The sequence below is a fragment of the Serratia sp. AR11 genome (assembly GCF_056376275.1).
In genome coordinates this window covers 3519320-3539197 of the sequence record NZ_CM150739.1, presented here as the reverse complement: position 1 = coordinate 3539197, position 19878 = coordinate 3519320, and the positions used below count along the sequence as shown (strand labels likewise).

The window sequence follows — 19878 nt, the reverse complement described above, 5'->3', positions numbered from 1 at the left end:
TTTCCGTCACCGCACTTTGCATGGGCGAGAGTTACCTCGCCCGGTTTGTCGCAGAGCGCGTCACATTCGGGAGGAAAGGGACGTGAATTATTGGGCGCTGGCGCCGATCTCTTTATCCCAGCGGCTGAGCAGTGCCTTGCGTTTTTCTGTCGCGCCGTAGGTTTTAAAGTCGTAATCGATCAGTTTGATGTTCTCAAAGCGTGGCGCGTACTCGGAAATCGCCGCGTTACGATTGGACGGCAACTGGAAGGATTTGGCGTCTTTCATGTGCGATTGCGCATCAGCGCTGAGCGCCCAGTCGTACCACACCTTGGCCTCATTGAGGTTGCGTGCGCCTTTGACGATCGACATCGAGCCAATTTCAAAACCTGTGCCTTCGCACGGGGCAACGGCCTTGATCGGGAAGCCATCGACCTGCATTGCGACGGCATCATGCATAAACACGATACCGACGGTGGTTTCGCCGCGTGCCGCTGCCTTCACCGGCGCCGAGCCGGATTTGGTGTACTGCGAGATATTGGCGTTGAGCTTTTTCAGGTAGTCGAAGGCCGGCTCTTCGCCCATGATTTGCACCAGCGTGGCAAGGGTGTTGTAAGCGGTACCGGAAGAATTTGGGTTAGCCATCTGGATCTCGCCTTTGTAGGCCGGGTCCAGCAGGTCGCTCCAGCAGGCAGGCACCTTGAGTTTTTTCTCCGCCAATAGCTTGGTGTTGTAACCCCAACCGAGCGCCCCGGCATAAACACCCACGGTGCGGTAACCGGCGCTTTCCGCCTGTTTACGCGCCCAGTCGTGCTGTTGATCAAGCAACGGGGATTTATAAGGCTGGGTTAACCCTTCGTCCGCGGCCTGCATATGCGGATCGCCAGTGCCTGCCCACCAAATATCGGTGCGCGGGTTACGGGCTTCGGTACGAATACGTGCGTAGGCTTCCCCGGCGGAGAGGCGCACCATACTGACTTTGATATCCGGATGCTGTTTCTCGAACAGATTGGTCATCTGTTCGCAGACCACCACATCGGCGGAGCAGATCATGTTCAATTTCCCAGCGGCGAAAACAGGTGAAGCAGAGAGTGCAGAGCCAGCGGCGAGGACCGCTATCAGAGTAACGCGATGCATGGTGTTCTCCTTGGTTGTGTAGGGTGGCGATACGTTGTCGCCTATTTTTTTTGCACGTGTGTGCAAATAACTAGAGGATAAAAATTGTGCTGTCAATCGCGCAATGAAACAATTCAACCTTCTCGTCACAAAAATGAAACATTTTTACCGATAAAAATTTGCACACCTTTGCAAAGTGCGGCAAACTTTTCGCAGAGCAGAAAATGGATGGATATGAAGATGGCGGTGGACAAGGCGATGATCAGTGCGAAAGACGTGGCGGAGTTGGCTGGAGTTTCCCGATCGGCGGTCTCGCGGACTTATACGTCTGGTGCCAGCGTGTCGGCGGCGACCCGCGAGAAGGTGATGCGGGCGGCTGAAGAACTGGGATATCACGTTAACCATTTGGCTCGGGGATTGGTACGTAACCGCAGCGGCATTGTTTGCCTGATTGTTTCAGAGTTGGCGACCCCTTACCGGGCCAGCCTGGTGCGTTTGCTGACTCAGCATTTGCAGGACGCGGGCAAAATAGCCATGTTGATTAACACCGATCGCTCCGATGACAGCGTCTCCCAGGCGCTGCAACAGGCAATAAACTTTCGGGCGGATGCCTCCTTTGTGCTATCCGGCATGCCCGACAGCGCCATTGCCCGCCTGTGTCACAGGCACGGCCAACGGCTGGTGCTGATTAACCGTGATGACACCTTGCCCGGCTCACTCAGTATCCGGCTGGATAACGAAGAAGCGGCGGGCAGGGTGGTGATGGCGTTTGCTCGTGCGGGCTGCCAGCGTATTGCTTTTGCCAACTCTTTGGCCGGTACGCCCAGCCTGATGGCGCGTGAACGGGGTTTTCTGCAGGCAGCGGAAGCGGCGGGGTTACCGGTGAGCGTCGAACGCTTCGGTACCACCTCTTATGAGAGCGGTCAGATCCTGGCGCACCGCCTGTTGACCCGGCGCGAGCGGCCTGATGCGGTGTTTTGCGTCACGGATTTATTGGCCTGCGGCTTTATGGACGAGGCGCGCCATCGTTTTGGGCTGCGTATTCCTGAAGATCTTTGTGTCGCGGGCTACGACGATATTCCCCAGGCGGCCTGGTCTTCTTACCATCTCACCACTTTTACCCAGCCGGTGGCGATATTTGCTCAGGATTCGGTTGCGTGGCTGGTGGCCGAAGAGAAGAAAGAAGAGAGCATGATGCCGGCACTGGGGCAGGAGATGCCGGGTGAAACCCGGCTGTACCATGCTGATTTTGTCTGGCGTGGCACCATTCGCGGCGCCTGAGTTTCCTTCATTTCAGATTGTGCATGGCGCGTTGGCAGATCCGGCGGGCGGGTGTCATCCTGCCAGGGGAATAATCTCCGGGTCATGCTGTCAATACGGCTCTCGCTTGACGCTTACTGAGAAACTCAAACTCTCTTCACTAAAAATACAGTATCCAGTGAAGTTATCATTTCTAATTCTCCTGATAAGGATCTGTATGGTCCTCCTTTCGGTAAAACCCTCTGCGTTGTTTCTGATTTTCAAATCTACCAATACATCGAGAAGGCATACGAAGTATTTAAAAAAACTTTTTAAATTTCCGAAACATAAAAAACTTGCTTGATATAATCGAGATTGAGATGCAAGTGGTCTCGCGAACTCTGCCGGGCAAGCACGGCAGGGATTATTTTTCAATCAATATGGAGAGGAGCCTATGGCTTAATCTGTTTATAGAAGGAGTAGTAAAAATGACCAAATGGAAATTTGATAAAACCGTTATTGCACAAGGAATTGCTGTACAACAAAAATCTGGACGTATTCCGGCGATTGACATTCAACAAGGCCCAGGTCTTTTGATGCGTCATCAAAGGAAGCTGTATAAAAGCGCAATCAACTTCAGCGCGCCAATTGAGAAAGACGACTGTGGGCGATACAACCCTCCCGGGGGAAGTGTGGCGGTATGGTATGCCTCTGACTCTGCGTTAACGGCGGCAGCGGAAGCATATGGGCGTTTGTTCCATCTCAAAGGCACGAAATCTTATCCTGAATCGGTACTTTCACAACACTATATGTGCTCTGTGAATGTCATGAGGACGGTGAAAGTGATTGATGTTGTAGCACTCTGTGAATTGTTACATATCCCTTTGGATAGCTTAGAGAACGAGGATTACATCTTTACTCAATGGCTAATGGAACATCTTTATACGCATTTCGGGCGTGACTATGACGGGATTGCCTATACCTCAAGACATAAACGCTATAAGCGTTGTTATGCCTTTTGGGAACGACCGGGTAGTACACCAGCCTTTACCGATACCCCTCAGGGGATGGCGCCTTATGCCAGTTACGTCGAAACTGATAAAGGCATGTTCCCTAAGTGGTGGCATAAAGGAACGATGTCAGGTGAAGAGATGTTCGAAGAGTTGCTTGGATTCGAAATTACGCCAGAACCAATGTAAACCAAAGAGGGGCGGGCTGGCCCCTCTTTTTAAACCAGTTAACTGGCTACATGATTTCCGAACTGTTTAGCGGCACGGATAGCCAGACTAAGTTCACTATTTTTAGCACCGTCCTGCATGATTTGAATCGGCGTCTTTTGCAGGCCTTCGTTATTAACCTTTATCGGTGATTTCAGCACACCCAACCGTAACATTGGATGGGTATCCTCTTCGAATGCCGCCATAACGTCTTCAAAGCCGGTTATCAGCCCATTATCAGTGAACTGAAATTTCGGGAAAATAAAATCACCGTTCTGCTTGAATGCTAAAAGCTTATTCTTCTTAACGCGAATGTTGATCGCTTGGCGGGTAATGCCAAGGATATCGGCCACGTTGTTCACCTTTAGCGTTCCGCCCAAGTCCTGAAGCTCACGATAAAATCTTTCCAGATTTTCGCGACGACGGTGAACTTTACGTAGTTCGTAATCTGTTACGCGCGTCTTTTGCTCTAGTTGGACGGTATAGAGCAATTGCATCAGTGAGGCGTCATCCAGCGTGATGGCATTTATTGCCTGGTTTTTGTCTTCAAATTCAGGCATCAGGGAAATAGCGAGGTTGTTAATCCTTTTCAGAAGGTTCAACTGGGACTCATTCAGCTTAGCTGAAGTGTTGATTTCACTTTCTGCTGTGGTGTGTTTAATCATTATGCACCTCCATTTGACTATTACCATAATCTATTTTTGTGGAATCGTCAAATTCAGGGTGTTTTTCAAACAATCCATGGTCAAGCAAGGCGTAAGACTTTGACCTGCTCTCGGTCGATTCATACACTGTGATGTCAGCATGCACACAATTATGGATGTCCGCTATTCGCACACAGCTGCCCCGATGAACGAAGAGGGAGGCAGTTATTCAAACCAAGGAAGTAAGATGCTTTTGCCAGATTCAAGCTTTACAAAAAACCTATATCAATCGTCATTTGAACAATGAGTCGTCAGCTGTTTGTTGCTCTGGATGGGCCCAAGGGAGCCGGTAAAACCACACTGTTGGAAGCCATTACGAAAGTACTAAGGGCAGACAACAAGAAGGTGATCCGACTGTGCGAGAAAAAAAGCGATCCCTACAGGGGGGAAACAATGGCCCTTGTTAACAAACTCGCCAGAAATCCCAACCTGGATTTGGAATTGGAGGTCTGTAAGCGCTTTGCTGATAGCCGTGCATGGATTTCTCGGCACGTGCTGACTAAACAGCCAGCGGACAGCATTATCCTGATGGATCGCTGGTATCCCTCGGATGCCGCGTTTCGTCGGATGGTTCCATTTGCAGAGATTTTACAGCTTAACATTGAACGAAACGTGCGAACGCCAGACCTGCATGTCGGGGTTGTTACTGCGCCAGATATTTCATGGGCGAGGGCCGCGGCCAGACCACGTGGGCTAAGCAGTACGGTGATTCATAAGCTGGAAGAGCATGTTGCTTGTACCCGCGCGTTCGAGCGGGAAATTGCAAATCGCGGCTGGTTTTTATGCCGTAATGAAGGAATGATCGAAGACGCAATGATGCAGGTGATTTCTGAGATCTACAGGGTGCCTGGATGCCCATAGTCATTTGTATACCGCTCGAAAGCTCTGACGCTATACCTTCAACACCGTTAACGCGGCATCGTTATGGATAAAATCTGATTCTGTCAGAGATTCAATAATACCAAACGGCAAAAGACCCGCCTAAGTCTCCTTAAGCGGGTCTTTCGAATTTGGCTCCTCTGACTGGACTCGAACCAGTGACATACGGATTAACAGTCCGCCGTTCTACCGACTGAACTACAGAGGAATTGTCTGAACGGGGCGCATCATATCCAGCCACCCAGAATGTGTCAACGCTAAATTCGCCTATTCGGTGCGACTGCTCAGCATCTGAGCAAAGCGGGCTGGATTATGGGACTTCTGCGCCATTTTCAGCCTGAAGCCGCTGTAAACGTGCGAGAGGATCCTGCTTATAGAAGCGACTAAAATGCTGGTACATCACAGGAAAACGGTTGGCCAGCAGTTCGGGCGCACTGAAAAAGTACTCCGACAGCACCGCGAAACACTCAGCCGGATCGGTCGCAGCGTAGGCGTCCATACTGGCGGCCTCTTCGCCGACCATGTCGATCTCGTCCTGCAGGTTTTCCATCGCGGCGTGCAGGTCATGTTCCCAGGCGGCGATATCGCGTAGCGGGATCGGTGGAATACCGGTGGCACTGCCGCCGTTGCGCATGTCCAGCTTGTGTACCGCTTCGTGGATCACCAGGTTAAAGCCGGAGAGATCAAAAGAGTCCTGCACGTCCTGCCAGTTGAGCACGATGGGCCCTTGTTCCCAACTTTGGCCGGATTGCACCACCGGCCCGGAGTGCACCAGGCCGAAGTCGTCCTGCCATTCATCTTCCACAACAAACGGCGTAGGGTAGAGCAGGATCTCATTGAAACCGTCAAGGCACTCGGCGCCCAGTTCCAGCACCGGCAAAGCGAACAACAGGGCAATACGCGCCTGCATTTGCGAGGTCAGCACCAACCCTTGCAATGGGACGATACTTTTTTGCTGCAAGATCTGCCCGGCAACGACGATCAGCCGTTGTTGTTCCCGCTCATCCAGCGGAGAGAGCAGGGGAATTGCCAATGCGTCCTGCCACTGGGCAAGCGTCTCCGCCTGCGGTTGATGCGTTTTCCACGGCCATTTAATCATCACGTTGCTCGTAAAGTCGTCACTTGAACATTCGGCTGGAGGCTAACCCTGTAAAAATGCCGCAAAAAGGGGCATGATAGCAAGCACTTGAAGGAGAGATGCCGGAGCGGCTGAACGGACCAGTCTCGAAAACTGGAGTAGGGGCAACTCTACCGGGGGTTCAAACCCCCCTCTCTCCGCCACTTAATCTTATTATATCATTGAATTTTATGGTTATTTTTAATTGATTCATATTCTAGTATGCCAATCAGTATGCCATTAATGACTGGCTTGCTTTGATTCTTTCTGGCCTATATTAGACAACTTTCCGCAGAACAAGTTATCACTTAGCCAGCATATTTGGATAGTGCTTTGCTACTATGTCATTCAATTTGTGAACTAAGTCGTGGCGTTTGAATGTGATGTGCGCCGTTCCCTTCTGAAAATACTTAATCGCAAACATCTCATCCTCATAGCGGGTGCTGTGCCGCTCCTCATGGATATGATCGCCCAGACGGCGAGTAACGTCGGCGCGGTTGTCGGGAATAGGTTGACCATCGAGTATCATCAGCATGCGTTCAAGGTCGGCTAACCTGTCACGCTGCCAGCCCCAGTTGAGTCCAAACCCCCACTGGTCGTGCTTTACGACACCATCCACAATAATCTTTTTCCCGAACATGCAGGGGCTATTCGATTTGTAGTCCCAACTAAGATTTTTGAACACGTTGATAGCGCCCCGCTCAAACACTTCTTCTTTGCTCTGATGCAGCTGCTCGAAAGTCGCCAGAATATTGGCCTCGCTAATCTCCGGTAGTTCCTCCTCATCCAGGTTCTTGTGCCATTCGTCACGGGCTTGCGCGTCCATCAGCGAAATCATTCCAGATTTCAGCATCAGATCCTGCCAGATGCTACGATCTATGTTGCGGGTGATGGCTTTCATGGCGGTTTCCACTTTCTCTGTAAACCAGCAGTCGTAGCGGTGACCCGGTCGCATCGCCCACTCTTTTGCCGTTCCACCGCCGATGCTGCTGGTCAGCGTCGATATTTCATCAAGCTGGTGGATAAGGGTCTCAATTTGCATCAGCGCAGTGTTTCGTCCAGAGACGATACGCTCAATGCTGGTGGAGCAAATCATATCGGTATGGTCGGTTAATACTTCAGGTTCAGTCTGCATGTTTTGTCTCCATAAAAGCAAAAGCCCGCCGGTTTAAAGGGCGGGCTCTATGCGGGGTTGTTAAGAGTGTTGCTCGAGGAAATGGCGGTGTTAGCGTCAGGGATTACCAATCGAATAGGGCAAAGCCCGGCAGGATCTCGCCTGCCGCATCCAGATGCAGGACGGTGATGTGGTGTTGTCTCATCAGGGTAATCATTAACCGACGGAATTCTTTCGACAGTCCCAATCGTTTAAGCCGTAGCACCGGATGCCGCCACGCCATGAGTCTTATCAGATACCCGGTGCCTGTATAATGTACCCACTCGCTGTCGCCATAGTCCCCCTGCTGGTGTGAAGCGTGATACAGCACCCTGTTATCGTCGTCGGTGATATGGGCCGTACTGCACTGGATACCGGTGAACAGTACGCCGGCAAGCAGCCTGTGTGGGTTCATGGTCGCTTTTCCCCCTGGATAGCCTGCGTGATGACCTGATATCCGTTGCGTGTCATTAGTCCGGTGGCGTGACGGGCCCGCAAGATATCGATGGCAGTGATAAACGGTGATTGTTCCGTGCATGAGAATCCCCGACGGTCAGTGCGTACCAGGTCGAACTTTTCCACGATAAAATTCAGGGCATCAGCCAGTGATATACCGGCCTCAATATGTTCCTGAATGATTGTGTCATCACTGAACACAGTGTCGTTCACAGTCAGACCGTAATGTTGTGCCAGCAGATACGTAAGCAGATCCCGCCAGATGGCAACGGGTGATGGGCAGGAGTAAACCTCCCGTTTAGGGGGGAAAGGTGAAGTCTTCATGTGGATTATCTCGAGGTTTGAATAAGCAAGGTGGGTAGTGGATTTATTTAAGTGCAAGCTTTACGTGACAGGCATTTGCGTTGGATACACCGAAATATACACATAGCCGTGTGATCCCTGGCTATCGGCTTCACAGGTTAGTCCATTGCGGTAAAGCGTGACGCAGTGCTGATAGCGGGGATTGAGTTCACCGGACAGCAGCATCAGTTCGAGATGGTTAATAAACTGCGGAAAAGCCTCATCCAAATGACGAGTTTGCACCTCACTGAAGGTACCGCTGATCCCGGCACGGTCAGCCAGATAGTGCAGATGGTTACCTTGCTGCACGAGACGGGCACCAAATTGTGGAGTGACGTTGCGTTTTAGTCCCCAGGCTGGGGTGTTGATTGATGTCATCGAGTTTCTCCTTTCCTTATAGCAGGCCGTGTTCGGCAAACGAATACACCGTCATGCCGCCGACAATACAGTGATCTAATACCCTGACTTCAACCAGCATCAGCGCCTCCTGTATCCTGCGGGTGATGTTTCGATCTGCATCGCTGGAGTCTGCATGTCCCGACGGGTGACAGTGCGCCAGCAGAACCGCTGCAGCGTTGTGCTTCAGCGCCGATTTCACGATTTCGCGGGGATGGACTTCGGTACTGTTAATGCTGCCGGTAAACAAGGTTTCATGGGTCAGCAGACGGTGTTGATTGTCGAGGTAAAGCACCATAAAGACTTCGCGCTCCAGCCTTGCCATACGCAGGCGCAGCCAGTCGCGAGCGGCATTTGCGGAGGTGAAAGAAATACCCGGTTGCCTTAGATGCTGTTCCAGCAAGGCTAACGCGCGCTGGATGGTACGTTGCGTGGGTAACGGCAGTTCCGTCACTGACGGGGATAGGGTTGTATTCATCATGATGATGGGGGTTTCCGTAGGGAGTATGAAGGGTTAGTCGATGATGCGCATAATGGCTTTAGACTCAGGATGAGTAAGGGCGTAATCCCGCAGTCGGTAGTAGTGTTCCGTCATTGCGTCACATTCTGTACTGCAGGCATGGTGGCTGTAGGTTATCAGGCAGGCGATGATGCCGGCGGCCTCATGACCGACGGTGGCACCATTCCCGTTCAGTGCGTTAAAGAGTACGTACTCGCCTTCGGTGGACGGAATAATAAATGCCCCACCGTTACTGAGGGTGTAAAATTCCCAATAATCTCCGCAGTAGTGTTCACACAAGAGGTCGAGCCAGGAGAATATCGGTGACTCGATTTGGAGCCATTGTGGGATGTCGCCAAAATGCTGTAGCCAAAATGACTGACGCTCAGCGTCGGGGACGAGAGTAGCAGTCAGTGTGAGGAGATTACTTATCGGGGAAGTCGAGGGTGTACTGTTGGCAGTCTTATCTTTCACAGGAATTACCCTTACCTTACGTTCAATAAAAAGCACCGGCTTGTCAGGCCAGGCGCGAGGGATCAACGGCATAAAAGACAACGCCCCACTCAGGTGAGCAGGGCGTTAATCTGTATTGACTCAGGGGCGTTATTTTTGGGAGATGGCCTGTTCAGGGGGACTTATAACTCGCTTAGCGGATCACTCACGACCTTCAGCCCGGTGATGTAAACCACTTCCGTTCTCAGCCAGTGGCGTTCCGATGGTAAAACCCGCAAGCAACGCGGCGATAATGACAAACAGGTGTCCCTCGGATGAGTCCAGCAGGAAGGCGTTGAACAGGTGACAGGCCATGTAGCTGCTGAGCACCGCGACAAACAGAGTGCGGCAGTGTGTCGGCAACTGCCAGCCCGCGCGATAGCAGCCCCACATCCAGGTGAGAAACACCATCAGCCCCAGCAATCCGGTTTGCACTGTTTGAAGCAAATACTCGTTGTGCGGGTTATGTACACCGTAATCGGTATCCGCATTGCCGTACCAGAAGCTACCGGCGCCGTTACCCAGCAGCGGGGCCCGTTTAATCAAGTGAATAGCTTCGCGGGCGAAAGCGGTACGTTGTCCCATGGAGTTGTCGCAGGCCCGATAAGCCGACTCGGCAGAGGCCAGGACGCAGCCCTGAATTTGCTGTACCCCCAGTGTCAGGCGTTCCATGGCGCGATTGGGGGTCATCACCAGCATGGCAATGGCCAGTGTGCCGCAGGCGAGCACCGTAATCAGCTGCTTGCGTCGGAGCGTAAGCAGTAACCAGGTGCCCATACCGGCCGCCAGCGCGACATACCCGGTACGTCCCTGTACCATCAGCAACACATTCACTGTTGCCAACAGCACCAACCCCGCATACCCCCATCGCAGCAAACCTCTGTATTCAAATGTGCGCGACAGCCATATCAGGGCGGCAAATGCCATAAACACGTTCTGGGTGATTTGCAGTTTAAATACCGTGGGGTTATCGGGATTAAGGCCGCCCAGCGTGACATGACCGAGACCGCCCGCCAGACTGATGGCCAGTATCAATGCATTCGCCCACACAAATCCGCTGACAAAATGGGTGAGCAACCGACGGTCAGCCAGAAAAAACAACGCCAGCGGCAAGACATACAGCAGCTTTTGGTATTTACCGACCATTTTGGGGCCATAGTCATGGGTATGCGTCAGCAGCGACAACGCCAGCAGCGCAAACATCAGTGCCGGCAGCCACACCAGGGGGTGACTGGCAAGAGCCCCAATCTGTCGGGTATCGCGCCGCCAGAGCAAACAGACCAGGGCCAACCCCAGCGCGATATTCATCAGGGGATTGGAGGTGGGGAGTGACGCCCCCAGTAAAAAGGCCGTGAAGGCAAACAACCGTTGCTGAGGTTGCGTCAGTAAAGAAGAATAAACCACAGGGACTGATATCATCGTAACGTACTCATTGCGGGGTGACGAAGCACGGCGGATTGCCGTGATGAAGTTAACGGAATGTCGACGTAACGACGGGCGCGGCTGACAAGGTCAGTTGCCGGCTCACCGCCCGTATGACATCGTTGACCGGAATGGCCGCGAGATAGCGCTCAGGCGTGTCGGTATCAACGGCGCCAGGTGGTGGCAGTGAGCAATAATCGCCTGCCCACAACAAGGTATGCGGTGCCTGCCAGGGTGCCCATTGCGCCCGGTTACTCGGCCCAAACAGCACTACCGAGGGCGTTTTCAACGCGGCGGCCATGTGCATGGGAACTGAATCTACGCCGATAAACAGCCTGGCCCGGTCAATCAACACCGCAAGCTCCGGCAGGTCCAGACGCCCGGCCAGATTGACCACACGCTGTGGTGACAGGCAACCGGCCATAATGGCGCTGATCATTGCAGCTTCATCCGGCGAGCGTCCGCCGGTGATCACCACCGTTCGGCCCTGTGCGGTAAGATGATTGATAACGGCACTGAACCCTTCCACCGTCCAGGTCTTGAAGGCCCAGCGTGCGGTGGGCTGTATCAGCACAAAATCCGTCAGATGATGGCGTCGGCTGAGCCGATCAATCTCATCGACATCGCGCTGCCGCCAGGTCTGCGTCACGGTGGTGATTATCGTGGGTAATGCCAGCGGCACCAGAATGTCGAGATTATTCAGCACGGTGTGTTTCGAGGTGTCGGCAACGTCAACCAGTAACGAATGGCAGGCCTGCCACAGCCGATTGTTGCGTTTGGGGTACCGAAATCCCAGGCTGAAGGTCGGTTTGAGAAAACGGCAGTACAACGCCGCCCGCCACTGGTCGGAGAGATTAATCACCAGGTCGTAGTGGCCCGTACGCAAGCTATTCCACAACGCCTGCTCACCGCGGTATTGTGCCTTGAGACGCTGATGTTTGAGGTTGCGGTCCACGGTATAGGCCAGGTACACATCCTGGTTGCCGGCCAGCATGGCCTCCGTACCGTCATACACCAGCACATCTATCAACGCGTTGGGGTAATTAGCGCGCAGCGTACTGAGCAAGGGCGTCATCAACAGCACGTCACCGAAGTGGCGCAGTTTAATGACCAAAATTCGCTGCACAGTCTCCCTACGCAAGAGTGCATTGGGAACCTGGCGGTCAGGTAAAACCGCCAGACGGGCTGATTGGCTACAGGCGGTATAGTGATGCGTTATCATTACTCGTGTCCCAGAAAAAATGCAAAAAGGCCCTCTTCCGAGCCGATGTCGAAATAGTCAGTGGAGTTAAAAAATAACGGTGCACCAAAGCCCTATGGGGAGAATGCACTCAGGTATTTATGCCATGCCATTCAGTCCTGTTCGCTGAATCCTTGAGATGATGCAACCCGAACGGCACACAGCCCGATCTTAACGGCGACAGCCAGACAAAGATAATTGGTTGTACAGATCAATAAGATCCTACCGATCGTTGAAAACGATCAATCCTATACAAATAGAATGGTTATTAAGAGGGTTTCTTATCCATTTGAAGTGACAACAATTTTATTTTTATCTGCAGCACTATGACCTCAACGCGATCCATATATTTATAACAGTACTTATAAAGTATCACTGATTTAAATTAATCATCTTATCCATAGAAAAAATAGTATATTTCTTTGATTAACATTAACTACTCAAAGATAAATATTTATTAAATTGAAAATCATACTGACAACGATAGAATTAAATTGCGTTTTCTATAAACCATTAAAAAAGGCGAACATATGAGCTCGGAAATAAATAACGAAATGGCCAGCAGTCTTAAGAAGGCAGGATATTTATCGCTTAACGATATCTGTCAACGCAGCCCTGTTACATTTGCCAACTCTTTAGCTGAAATCCCTAGATCTTTGTCCCTATTCCTATACAAAGAAGCATCTGCAAGAAAAGCATCCTTAGGGGCTATTTTTGGAGATGGGGACCATAATCAAGAAAAAATAAACACGCTGCCGATAGATCCATTTTTTACACAGTCTTCGATGAGTTTGCTTGAAATGGCTATGCATCGTTCATTCCCTGTAACCGCCCCCAGAGCTCATCAATCTGACTTAGTTCTTAAGGCCAGCTTTGATGATCTCGACAATATCAATTTTTATGTAAAAAATAGCAATCAAAGCCAACTAAATATTCCTCCGGTGTCTTTTGACGATTATACCGACGAAGCTCAATACTTATCGCAAGTAATGTTTCAAAACATGGTAATGAAAAAATTCCAAAACAAACACCCTGGTTTAAGCAAGGATTTTGGTGAATCATTGAAACCTAATGATAAAGTACTTGCCATGGGTAGCGGAAAACTAACGATTCAATCTGTTTATAATGAACATGAAAATTATTTCTCCACCCATCTCGCCGAATATATCAGCGCTATATTGCAGAACGAGTACAGCCAACTTTCAGATGTCAAGGTAGAAGACCGCCTGGCATATAACTCTTGGGATATGATAAGGATAAACTCTAGAGTAAAAATAGTCGAGGAAGGGAATGACTATAAATCGATTATAGATAAACTACATTGTATCGCCGCCAGTTATTGCCTAGGGGGGGGGATAGAAAATTACAAGATGGATGCAAGTCATTGGGTTAACGAATTAATGTCTCATTACAGCGACAATGAAGTTATTATCAAGCTGATATCCAAATTTGAAGTACAGACCCACTCATTATTACCGTTTAAAGACACAATGAAAAAAGTCAATAATACAATAAACAAAATAAGAATATTAAATACTTCCTCAGGAGGAACAGTCTCAGAAAAAGCGCTACGGCAATTTGAGACAAAAATGTTAGGTTGTGTTGTAAGTGGTTTTGCATTAAGTATGAATTGGGGCAAGAGCACGAAAAAAAACTCAGTACTATGGAATAAACAAAACTACATTGATACCGTGAAAATACTTAAGAATGATAGTGCAGGACAAGCTGATTTTTGGAAAAATTTTTTCACAAAAAACTCCCCAGACAAATTATGGGATGACCTGAATACTATGGGGCTGGAAAATTACACCATCCAAGATAAGGATGCATATAATAGTATATCGAAAAAATACCCAGAATTAAATAATAAAACAAGATCGAGTTTTAGCTCTTATTTATCGTCTCTCTTATACATACTCTCTGTTGGACACTTTGCCTGGGCAGTTGCAACAGATCGTGAAGATGGAAAAAGCCCCCTCCCTTATATGTCTTTGGGAGCATCTTTCATTGAAACAGTGTTTAGTTTTGAAGTGGCTGCTCAAAAACTCGCCGCATTTATACTTGGTACCACCCAACATCTGATTGGGAACGCAATCGAACAGTTCGGTAAGTTTATGGGGAATTTATGTACAAAAGGCAGAGTGGTAAAAAATGCGGTTAGAAAGGTTAGTGAAACTATTTTTTCACTATCAGCTAATTATATGACCAAAATTATTGACGGCTGTTTTTTAGCTTTGTCTATATTTTCCGCAGCCGTTGCCTCTTTCGATCTTGCAAAAGCCATCGCAAGTGGTAGTGTTGCTGATATAGTGTTCTCCTCCATCAATTTGTTAATAGCCGGTGTCGCCGTTGTTGGATCGGTTCTTGCAATTATAGGTGTTGCCGCTGCGGCTACTGTTATTGGTATTGTTGTGGCAATTGTGGGGATTATTATGTCAATTGCACAATGGATATACGAGATAATAAATAGACCTGCCCCACCTTTGTCCCCTATTCATAAGTACACAAACGAGATAATTAGGCCTAATAATTTACTCCATAAAGACTCGGGGAGCTTCTTGTGTCGTGTCAGAACATTTTGGAACGGATCAATAGTCACCAAATTAAACACCAAGGACATGAATGCTGATTGGGATAAAATACCACATATTGTTGACAGGGGAAATGATTACGCTGAACCTAATGCGATTGTTACGTCACCTAAGACCTCACGCATATATAACTTTTCTAAAATTAAAGAAAACAGTCCAAAATACTGTAAGATCTCTGATTTTTTTAGAACAGGAGCTAATATTGACATACCAAATTGGATTAGGCCATATTGGATGGAAAACATAAATTCAGCTGTAGAGAGCGTGTCTTCATCAGGTAAGACATCCGCGATTTTTCTAGTTAAGAATAATATGTTACGGGAGGGGCTGTATATTACTGACAATATAGAATCTGTTCCAAGAACCCCTTTCAATAACAAATTTGACGGTGGAAAAATTATCGATATCGTTGCTATCAATGGTCGTAAAAAATGTACATTCCTTGTTTTTACAGAAAATAGTATATTTCAAATTAATGATGGTGTCGTTATAAAAGTTATCGATGATTATGACATCGATGGGGCCTCACCTTCATACTTACATGCATTTACCACAGGCGATTTTGTCAATGTGATATTTGGGATCTCCGATGATAACAAATTCAGCTATCATCATACTTTAAGAGCAGATACATCCGGACTTTACAATCAGTTCACGCTGCAAACAACAAGAGATAAATTAACGGGAAAAAACCAGACAATGGGAGTTCAATATTCTGATGCCGCAGATAATAATGAAAGGGTGAGCTACTACTCATTAAATTCGTCAGGCTCGCCAGAGAAAATAAATTACACACGGTATGGAACGACCAACATTGAATCTAATGATGAAAGGAAATTCGCACTAAACATATATGGCGGAGTCAAGTTCCATGTTCAGGACAATGGGTTTATTTGTTTTTATAAAAACGCCTTTATTCCATTAAATTAATTGACCTTGTAAATAATTCTGTGTAACTACCACCGTATTAAAGGTGATCGCTCAGGCGGTCACCGAACTCGATAATAAAACGGCTCATCGCCAGCCGCCAGTTCTAGAACGGCATACTCCATTTTTTTGAAGCATCCTTGAGTGCCAGATAAATAACTTTTCGCACTGAGTCATCTGTCGGGAACACTTTTCGTTTCTTTATCGCCTGCCGGATCACACTGTTCAGCGACTCAATGGCATTCGTGGTGTAGATTGCCTTGCGGATATCTGCCGGGTAGCCGAAGAAGGGGTTGAGATTTTCCCAGTGCGCGCGCCTGTTTTTGCTGATTTGCGGATATTTATCGTCCCTGATATCAGCGTTGGCGACACATCAGCATCGTACATTTCCTTGAACGTCGCGACGATTTCACGAGTCGTCATGCCTTTGGCGGCTTTGTTGAATTAATCGGATTTAGATAAAAGCGCCTCACATCACTGACCTCCTCAGGCAATCCGCACACTTTCTGGCATCCCTGCATACGTCATTTTGTTTAAGGCACGGATCATGACCATAGCCTCACCAACCTGCGCATCGTAGTCACGCAGCGTCAGGTGCCCACCGAACAGTTGTTTAACCCGGTACATCGCTGTTTCGGCCACCGATCGCCGGTTATATGCCGTGTTCCATTTCCAGTAAGCATTGCTCCCGGTAAGCCTCTGTCTGGCCACCGCCTGATTTCTGTCCGCATACTCCGCCGGCCAGTAACCCGCTCGGGTTCGCAGCGGGATAAGCGCCTTGATTTTTTTCGCCGCAGCTCGTCATGGTAAAGTTTTGTGTCATAAGCGCCATCGGCAGAAGCGATCTTAACTTTCCGGTGGGTCTGACGAATAAGTCCCGGGAATGCCTCTGCGTCAGTCACATTATTCAGGGACAGGTCAGCGTAGATAATCTCATGAGTACCGGCGTCCACCGCCAGGTGAAGTTTCCGCCAGACGCGACGCTTTTCCTGACCGTGTTTTTTCACCTTCCACTCCCCTTCACCGAAGACTTTTAATCCGGTGGAGTCGATAACCAGATGGGCAATTTCGCCGCGCGTGGGGGTTTTAAACGGGATGTTGATGGACTTAGCCCGCCTGCTGACACAGGAGTAATCCGGGCACCTGAGCGGGAGCTTCATCAGGGTAAAAATGGAGTCGATAAATCCCTGCGCGGCGCGCGGCGTGAGGCGAAAAACGCGTTTGAGCATCAGTACCGTAGAAATAGTGAGCTCAGAATAACGTTGAGGACGACCAGGTGAAGACGTGTTGGGCTTGTCATACCAGGTCTGAATGGCCGACGCATCAAGCCAGAATGTCAGTGAGCCCCGATGGATTAGTGCCTTGTTGTAGGTAGCCCAGTTGGTGATTTTGAACGTTTGTTTTGCCACGTGATGTCGCTGCAGGATCAGGAGTGTGGTGATCTGATCCTGACTACGGCCAAAAGTTCGATTTATTCAATAAAGTCATGCCACCAGCAAAATCCTGGCAAAACGGCCTTCAAAATCCCAGCCGAATAAAGGCATCGTCACGGTAGAAACCCTGGGGATCAAAGCCACTGGCGAGACGGTGATTACTTTTGAGCGATCGTTTATGGTTCTGCGGCGGGAATATATTCATTATCAACCTTCACCAGGGCGGGATTAAGCAGGGTGACTTTGACAGGTGCCTTCGACGATGAGTCGTCAGACGGCCCCTTTCATTACGTTGAGTAAAATACCTGTTAAACATAAAATTTATTTATGTTTTCCCCTGGAACAGAGATAAGCTATCCGTCAGGTTGTTTAAGAAGACAGGCTGTGCCGGCAACCCGAGAGCTCCGGCACGGTGGGTTAAAGTGGTGTTGACGCAGAAATAAAAGCGTTTAAAGCGGTTTACTTGAGGGATACCAGCGCAGCGATTTATTGATTGTGCCATCGGTGACCTGAATTTTTCCGCTCTGTACCAGATTCAACAGCAATACTCGTGCTTTATAAATATTAATATCATTAGGTTCAGCCAGTTGACGAGTACTGGGCCATTCGGCAGGGGGCGGCAGTTGCGTTCCGCAGGCGGGTGGGCTGAGCATATCCAGCGTTTTTAATAAATGTTGTTGCAGAGTTTGCAGTTCTTGTTGTTTTGACCGGTGCTTTACCATGGCGACCTCACTTAAACTTCAGGTGCGATTTGATATAACGGTAAAATACTTTTAGAGAACCAGGCCTGCTGTCGGCGAGTTTTTCTCTGAGTTGCCGACACAGGTCTGCTTCCGTCTGATATTGCAGCATCAGTCGGTTATGTTCAAATTTCAGGATGTGCAACTCCGTTGCCAGATGTTCAGCCTGCTGTAAGTAGTGGCTGCGTTTCATATTATATCTCCCTGTCTGCGGTACGGCGCCGGTTTTGGTTCTCACCAGGCCAGATCGGAACAATACCCATTCCATTCCGAATTATTATAGCGCAAATTCCAAAATCGCGATCATTAATATTGTGAAAATATAATTATTCGGAATAATGTTCTGTAGCTATTATTTTTACGATCTGTTGTCTCGCAAAAGTATATTTGTAATAGACTTTTTGGGGGGATGTTTCGAATTTTATTATTTTGACTTAAATCACTTTTCAAATTGCGAGTGTTTTTGTAAGAATGCTCTAGCCGAAACAAGTAGATGTGATGAGGTTGGTTTTAATTTTATTGATTTCTCATGAATATCTATTGTGGATATAAACGTGTTTGTTTCCTGTTGTTCATGGAAGGCATGAGTTTCATTTGTCAACTAAATGAAATCGTATTGTCATGAGATTTTTCTAACTATTTTAACTAACTTTGCAACTTGATTAGGTTACGAATGTTAGTCCTATTTATTTCGGAATGTACAAATCGTTGTTAAAAGAACGGGAGCATACCTGCGCTTTAACACAATATTAAAGGAATAAGCTAAATATGAAACTGAACAAAATCATGCTGGCAGCAACTCTGGCTTTTGGTGTTTCTTCTATGGCGCATGCCGCCGATCAGGGTCATGGTACAGTGACCTTTACCGGTTCAATTATTGATGCGCCTTGCTCCATTGCCCCAGAGTCCGTTGACCAAACTGTGGATATGGGTCAGATTTCGAACGTCGCTCTGAAAAATGGCGGTAAATCAGTGCCACGTCAGTTTGATATCAAGCTGGAGCAGTGCGATACCACCACGCTAAAAACCGTCACCACCACCTTTGACGGTGACAGCTCTGCAGCTAACCCAGACCTGCTGGGCATTATCGGTACCGCCAGCGGTGCCAGCATTGCTATTACAGACCTGGCAAGCAATCTGATTAAATTGCAAACAGCAACACCGCCTCAGACGCTGAACGACGGCAACAATACCCTGCGATTTGCTGCTTATCTGCAAGGTGATGGCGCATCGACTGCCGTAGTACCGGGTGATTTCACTGCTATCGCTGACTTTAAGCTCGACTACCAATAAGCACTAATCATTGGTGAAGTGTCTATTGCATGCGGGTTTTCCCGCATGCATTTCCTGGGATGGAAAAGTATGAGTCAGGGATATTCAATGAATCTATTTATTCACCTGTTAGTGCCTCCCTGCATATTAATAAGCTGCTTTATTTCCGCGGTACCACAGGTCGCCGCCAAGGCGCAAGGCGGAGGGCGGGTTAATATGCAAGGTGCCATTATCGATACGGCATGCGCTATTGCTGCGGGGAGCCGTGAACAGACTATTGATATGGATGCGGTACCGGTAGGAAACATCGCACGCGATGGACAGGGAAATACGCGTCCATTCACCATTGAACTCACCAACTGCACGCTTGAGCGTCCTACGCCAAATTTACCCGATTGGAAACAGTTCCAGGTTACTTTCGATGGCGATGTCGATGGTGATTTATTTGGCGTGAGCGGCGAAGCCAAGGGCGTTGGGCTAAAAATTATCGATAGCCAAGGCAATGTTGCCATACCAGGTTCGCCTTTGCCTTTTAATGAAATTATCACCACACGCATGCTGCTAAATTACACCATTAAGCTGGTTTCTAATAATAAGCCTTTGCACGCAGGAAGGTATTTTTCGTCTGTGCGTTTTAAGTTGGATTATTACTGATTGCTATAGT

Annotated in this window: 20 protein-coding genes, 2 tRNA genes and 2 pseudogenes; 8 read left to right on the top strand and 16 right to left on the bottom strand. The window is 48.7% G+C overall.

Annotated features, from left to right (window positions below; all coding sequences use genetic code 11):
* Nucleotides 1–87 precede the first annotated feature (87 nt).
* A complete protein-coding gene (locus ACSOSI_RS16725; protein ID WP_112362473.1) occupies nucleotides 88–1116 on the bottom strand; it encodes an ABC transporter substrate-binding protein in 1029 nt (342 codons plus the stop codon).
* 219 nt (nucleotides 1117–1335) lie between these two features.
* On the opposite strand from ACSOSI_RS16725, the gene ACSOSI_RS16720 reads away from it, so the two are divergent.
* Together ACSOSI_RS16720 and ACSOSI_RS16715 are read left to right on the top strand one after the other, a co-directional pair.
* A complete protein-coding gene (locus ACSOSI_RS16720) occupies nucleotides 1336–2376 on the top strand; it encodes a LacI family DNA-binding transcriptional regulator (RefSeq protein WP_172491191.1) in 1041 nt (346 codons plus the stop codon).
* Nucleotides 2377–2822: 446 nt separating this feature from the next.
* Nucleotides 2823–3533 (top strand): RES family NAD+ phosphorylase, encoded by a 711-nt coding sequence (locus ACSOSI_RS16715; RefSeq protein WP_476705812.1) that lies wholly within the window; start codon nucleotides 2823–2825, stop codon nucleotides 3531–3533.
* A 38-nt stretch (nucleotides 3534–3571) separates the two neighbouring features.
* Here the strand turns inward: ACSOSI_RS16715 and ACSOSI_RS16710 are convergent, their stop codons facing one another.
* Nucleotides 3572–4216: a DNA-binding protein gene (locus tag ACSOSI_RS16710; protein WP_476705811.1), complete on the bottom strand. Its 645-nt coding sequence runs from the start codon at nucleotides 4214–4216 to the stop codon at nucleotides 3572–3574.
* Between the two features lie 282 nt (nucleotides 4217–4498).
* On the opposite strand from ACSOSI_RS16710, the gene ACSOSI_RS16705 reads away from it, so the two are divergent.
* Entirely contained in the window at nucleotides 4499–5116 is a 618-nt protein-coding gene (locus ACSOSI_RS16705) for a dTMP kinase (protein ID WP_476705810.1), read from the top strand.
* 150 nt (nucleotides 5117–5266) lie between these two features.
* Here the strand turns inward: ACSOSI_RS16705 and ACSOSI_RS16700 are convergent.
* Together ACSOSI_RS16700 and mtfA are read right to left on the bottom strand one after the other, a co-directional pair.
* Nucleotides 5267–5342: transfer RNA gene (locus ACSOSI_RS16700), tRNA-Asn, on the bottom strand.
* Nucleotides 5343–5444: 102 nt separating this feature from the next.
* The gene (mtfA, locus tag ACSOSI_RS16695) at nucleotides 5445–6233 is read right to left on the bottom strand and encodes a DgsA anti-repressor MtfA (protein WP_115184336.1); all 789 of its coding nucleotides are present in this window, start codon (nucleotides 6231–6233) and stop codon (nucleotides 5445–5447) included.
* A 92-nt stretch (nucleotides 6234–6325) separates the two neighbouring features.
* Here mtfA and ACSOSI_RS16690 point away from each other — a divergent pair.
* Nucleotides 6326–6415 (top strand) — tRNA-Ser (locus tag ACSOSI_RS16690).
* A gap of 140 nt (nucleotides 6416–6555) precedes the next feature.
* Here ACSOSI_RS16690 and ACSOSI_RS16685 read toward each other — a convergent pair.
* The 8 genes from ACSOSI_RS16685 to rfaQ all read right to left on the bottom strand — a co-directional run bounded on the left by ACSOSI_RS16685 (nucleotide 6556) and on the right by rfaQ (nucleotide 12233).
* Nucleotides 6556–7386: a DUF4942 domain-containing protein gene (locus ACSOSI_RS16685; RefSeq protein ID WP_262209553.1), complete on the bottom strand. Its 831-nt coding sequence runs from the start codon at nucleotides 7384–7386 to the stop codon at nucleotides 6556–6558.
* A gap of 103 nt (nucleotides 7387–7489) precedes the next feature.
* Nucleotides 7490–7819: a DUF5983 family protein gene (locus ACSOSI_RS16680; RefSeq protein WP_410071719.1), complete on the bottom strand. Its 330-nt coding sequence runs from the start codon at nucleotides 7817–7819 to the stop codon at nucleotides 7490–7492.
* The gene (locus tag ACSOSI_RS16675; protein WP_012006196.1) at nucleotides 7816–8184 is read right to left on the bottom strand and encodes a TA system toxin CbtA family protein; all 369 of its coding nucleotides are present in this window, start codon (nucleotides 8182–8184) and stop codon (nucleotides 7816–7818) included. Before ACSOSI_RS16675 ends, ACSOSI_RS16680 begins: the two co-directional genes overlap by 4 nt.
* A gap of 60 nt (nucleotides 8185–8244) precedes the next feature.
* Nucleotides 8245–8580, bottom strand: coding sequence for a type IV toxin-antitoxin system YeeU family antitoxin (locus ACSOSI_RS16670; protein WP_455871734.1), 336 nt, complete (start codon nucleotides 8578–8580; stop codon nucleotides 8245–8247).
* Between the two features lie 16 nt (nucleotides 8581–8596).
* Nucleotides 8597–9076, bottom strand: a complete 480-nt coding sequence (gene radC / locus ACSOSI_RS16665; RefSeq protein WP_126529012.1) for a RadC family protein — start codon at nucleotides 9074–9076, stop codon at nucleotides 8597–8599.
* A 36-nt stretch (nucleotides 9077–9112) separates the two neighbouring features.
* Nucleotides 9113–9571 carry an antirestriction protein gene (locus ACSOSI_RS16660; RefSeq protein ID WP_476707264.1) on the bottom strand — a complete coding sequence of 153 codons (459 nt, stop codon included), beginning with the start codon at nucleotides 9569–9571 and terminating at the stop codon, nucleotides 9113–9115.
* Between the two features lie 180 nt (nucleotides 9572–9751).
* A complete protein-coding gene (locus ACSOSI_RS16655; protein ID WP_476705809.1) occupies nucleotides 9752–11008 on the bottom strand; it encodes an O-antigen ligase family protein in 1257 nt (418 codons plus the stop codon).
* A gap of 52 nt (nucleotides 11009–11060) precedes the next feature.
* Nucleotides 11061–12233, bottom strand: a complete 1173-nt coding sequence (gene rfaQ / locus ACSOSI_RS16650) for a putative lipopolysaccharide heptosyltransferase III (RefSeq protein WP_112350363.1) — start codon at nucleotides 12231–12233, stop codon at nucleotides 11061–11063.
* A 548-nt stretch (nucleotides 12234–12781) separates the two neighbouring features.
* Between rfaQ and ACSOSI_RS16645 the strand changes: the two genes are divergently transcribed.
* Entirely contained in the window at nucleotides 12782–15772 is a 2991-nt protein-coding gene (locus tag ACSOSI_RS16645; RefSeq protein WP_476705808.1) for a hypothetical protein, read from the top strand.
* Nucleotides 15773–15809: 37 nt separating this feature from the next.
* On the opposite strand, the pseudogene ACSOSI_RS16640 reads toward ACSOSI_RS16645, so the two are convergent.
* Together ACSOSI_RS16640 and ACSOSI_RS16635 are read right to left on the bottom strand one after the other, a co-directional pair.
* Nucleotides 15810–16130: pseudogene (locus ACSOSI_RS16640) on the bottom strand (transposase); the annotation flags it as partial.
* 125 nt (nucleotides 16131–16255) lie between these two features.
* Nucleotides 16256–17178: pseudogene (locus ACSOSI_RS16635) on the bottom strand (IS5 family transposase).
* A gap of 91 nt (nucleotides 17179–17269) precedes the next feature.
* Between ACSOSI_RS16635 and ACSOSI_RS16630 the strand changes: the two are divergent.
* Entirely contained in the window at nucleotides 17270–17434 is a 165-nt protein-coding gene (locus ACSOSI_RS16630; RefSeq protein ID WP_336255508.1) for a hotdog family protein, read from the top strand.
* Between the two features lie 217 nt (nucleotides 17435–17651).
* On the opposite strand, the gene ACSOSI_RS16625 is transcribed toward ACSOSI_RS16630, so the two are convergent.
* Together ACSOSI_RS16625 and ACSOSI_RS16620 are read right to left on the bottom strand one after the other, a co-directional pair.
* On the bottom strand, nucleotides 17652–17924 hold the full coding sequence (locus tag ACSOSI_RS16625; protein ID WP_112350366.1) for a hypothetical protein: 273 nt from the start codon (nucleotides 17922–17924) through the stop codon (nucleotides 17652–17654).
* A 7-nt stretch (nucleotides 17925–17931) separates the two neighbouring features.
* Complete coding sequence (locus ACSOSI_RS16620) at nucleotides 17932–18135, bottom strand: hypothetical protein (protein WP_112350367.1); 204 nt, start codon at nucleotides 18133–18135, stop codon at nucleotides 17932–17934.
* Nucleotides 18136–18710: 575 nt separating this feature from the next.
* On the opposite strand from ACSOSI_RS16620, the gene ACSOSI_RS16615 reads away from it, so the two are divergent.
* Both ACSOSI_RS16615 and ACSOSI_RS16610 read left to right on the top strand, forming a co-directional pair.
* Complete coding sequence (locus ACSOSI_RS16615) at nucleotides 18711–19235, top strand: fimbrial protein (RefSeq protein ID WP_112350368.1); 525 nt, start codon at nucleotides 18711–18713, stop codon at nucleotides 19233–19235.
* A gap of 87 nt (nucleotides 19236–19322) precedes the next feature.
* Complete coding sequence (locus ACSOSI_RS16610; protein WP_258528380.1) at nucleotides 19323–19868, top strand: fimbrial protein; 546 nt, start codon at nucleotides 19323–19325, stop codon at nucleotides 19866–19868.
* Nucleotides 19869–19878 lie beyond the last annotated feature (10 nt).

Excerpts from the sequence above, each read along its gene's own strand:
- ACSOSI_RS16680 (WP_410071719.1), bottom strand. The coding sequence starts at position 7,819 with ATGAACCCACACAGGCTGCTTGCCGGCGTACTGTTCACCGGTATCCAG.
- ACSOSI_RS16655 (WP_476705809.1), bottom strand. The coding sequence starts at position 11,008 with ATGATATCAGTCCCTGTGGTTTATTCTTCTTTACTGACGCAACCTCAG.
- mtfA (WP_115184336.1), bottom strand. The coding sequence starts at position 6,233 with ATGATTAAATGGCCGTGGAAAACGCATCAACCGCAGGCGGAGACGCTT.
- ACSOSI_RS16705 (WP_476705810.1), top strand. The coding sequence starts at position 4,499 with ATGAGTCGTCAGCTGTTTGTTGCTCTGGATGGGCCCAAGGGAGCCGGT.
- ACSOSI_RS16715 (WP_476705812.1), top strand. The coding sequence starts at position 2,823 with ATGACCAAATGGAAATTTGATAAAACCGTTATTGCACAAGGAATTGCT.
- ACSOSI_RS16670 (WP_455871734.1), bottom strand. The coding sequence starts at position 8,580 with ATGACATCAATCAACACCCCAGCCTGGGGACTAAAACGCAACGTCACT.
- ACSOSI_RS16725 (WP_112362473.1), bottom strand. The coding sequence starts at position 1,116 with ATGCATCGCGTTACTCTGATAGCGGTCCTCGCCGCTGGCTCTGCACTC.
- radC (WP_126529012.1), bottom strand. The coding sequence starts at position 9,076 with ATGAATACAACCCTATCCCCGTCAGTGACGGAACTGCCGTTACCCACG.
- ACSOSI_RS16615 (WP_112350368.1), top strand. The coding sequence starts at position 18,711 with ATGAAACTGAACAAAATCATGCTGGCAGCAACTCTGGCTTTTGGTGTT.
- ACSOSI_RS16720 (WP_172491191.1), top strand. The coding sequence starts at position 1,336 with ATGGCGGTGGACAAGGCGATGATCAGTGCGAAAGACGTGGCGGAGTTG.
- ACSOSI_RS16625 (WP_112350366.1), bottom strand. The coding sequence starts at position 17,924 with ATGGTAAAGCACCGGTCAAAACAACAAGAACTGCAAACTCTGCAACAA.
- ACSOSI_RS16685 (WP_262209553.1), bottom strand. The coding sequence starts at position 7,386 with ATGCAGACTGAACCTGAAGTATTAACCGACCATACCGATATGATTTGC.
- ACSOSI_RS16710 (WP_476705811.1), bottom strand. The coding sequence starts at position 4,216 with ATGATTAAACACACCACAGCAGAAAGTGAAATCAACACTTCAGCTAAG.
- rfaQ (WP_112350363.1), bottom strand. The coding sequence starts at position 12,233 with ATGATAACGCATCACTATACCGCCTGTAGCCAATCAGCCCGTCTGGCG.
- ACSOSI_RS16645 (WP_476705808.1), top strand. The coding sequence starts at position 12,782 with ATGAGCTCGGAAATAAATAACGAAATGGCCAGCAGTCTTAAGAAGGCA.
- ACSOSI_RS16620 (WP_112350367.1), bottom strand. The coding sequence starts at position 18,135 with ATGAAACGCAGCCACTACTTACAGCAGGCTGAACATCTGGCAACGGAG.
- ACSOSI_RS16675 (WP_012006196.1), bottom strand. The coding sequence starts at position 8,184 with ATGAAGACTTCACCTTTCCCCCCTAAACGGGAGGTTTACTCCTGCCCA.
- ACSOSI_RS16610 (WP_258528380.1), top strand. The coding sequence starts at position 19,323 with ATGAATCTATTTATTCACCTGTTAGTGCCTCCCTGCATATTAATAAGC.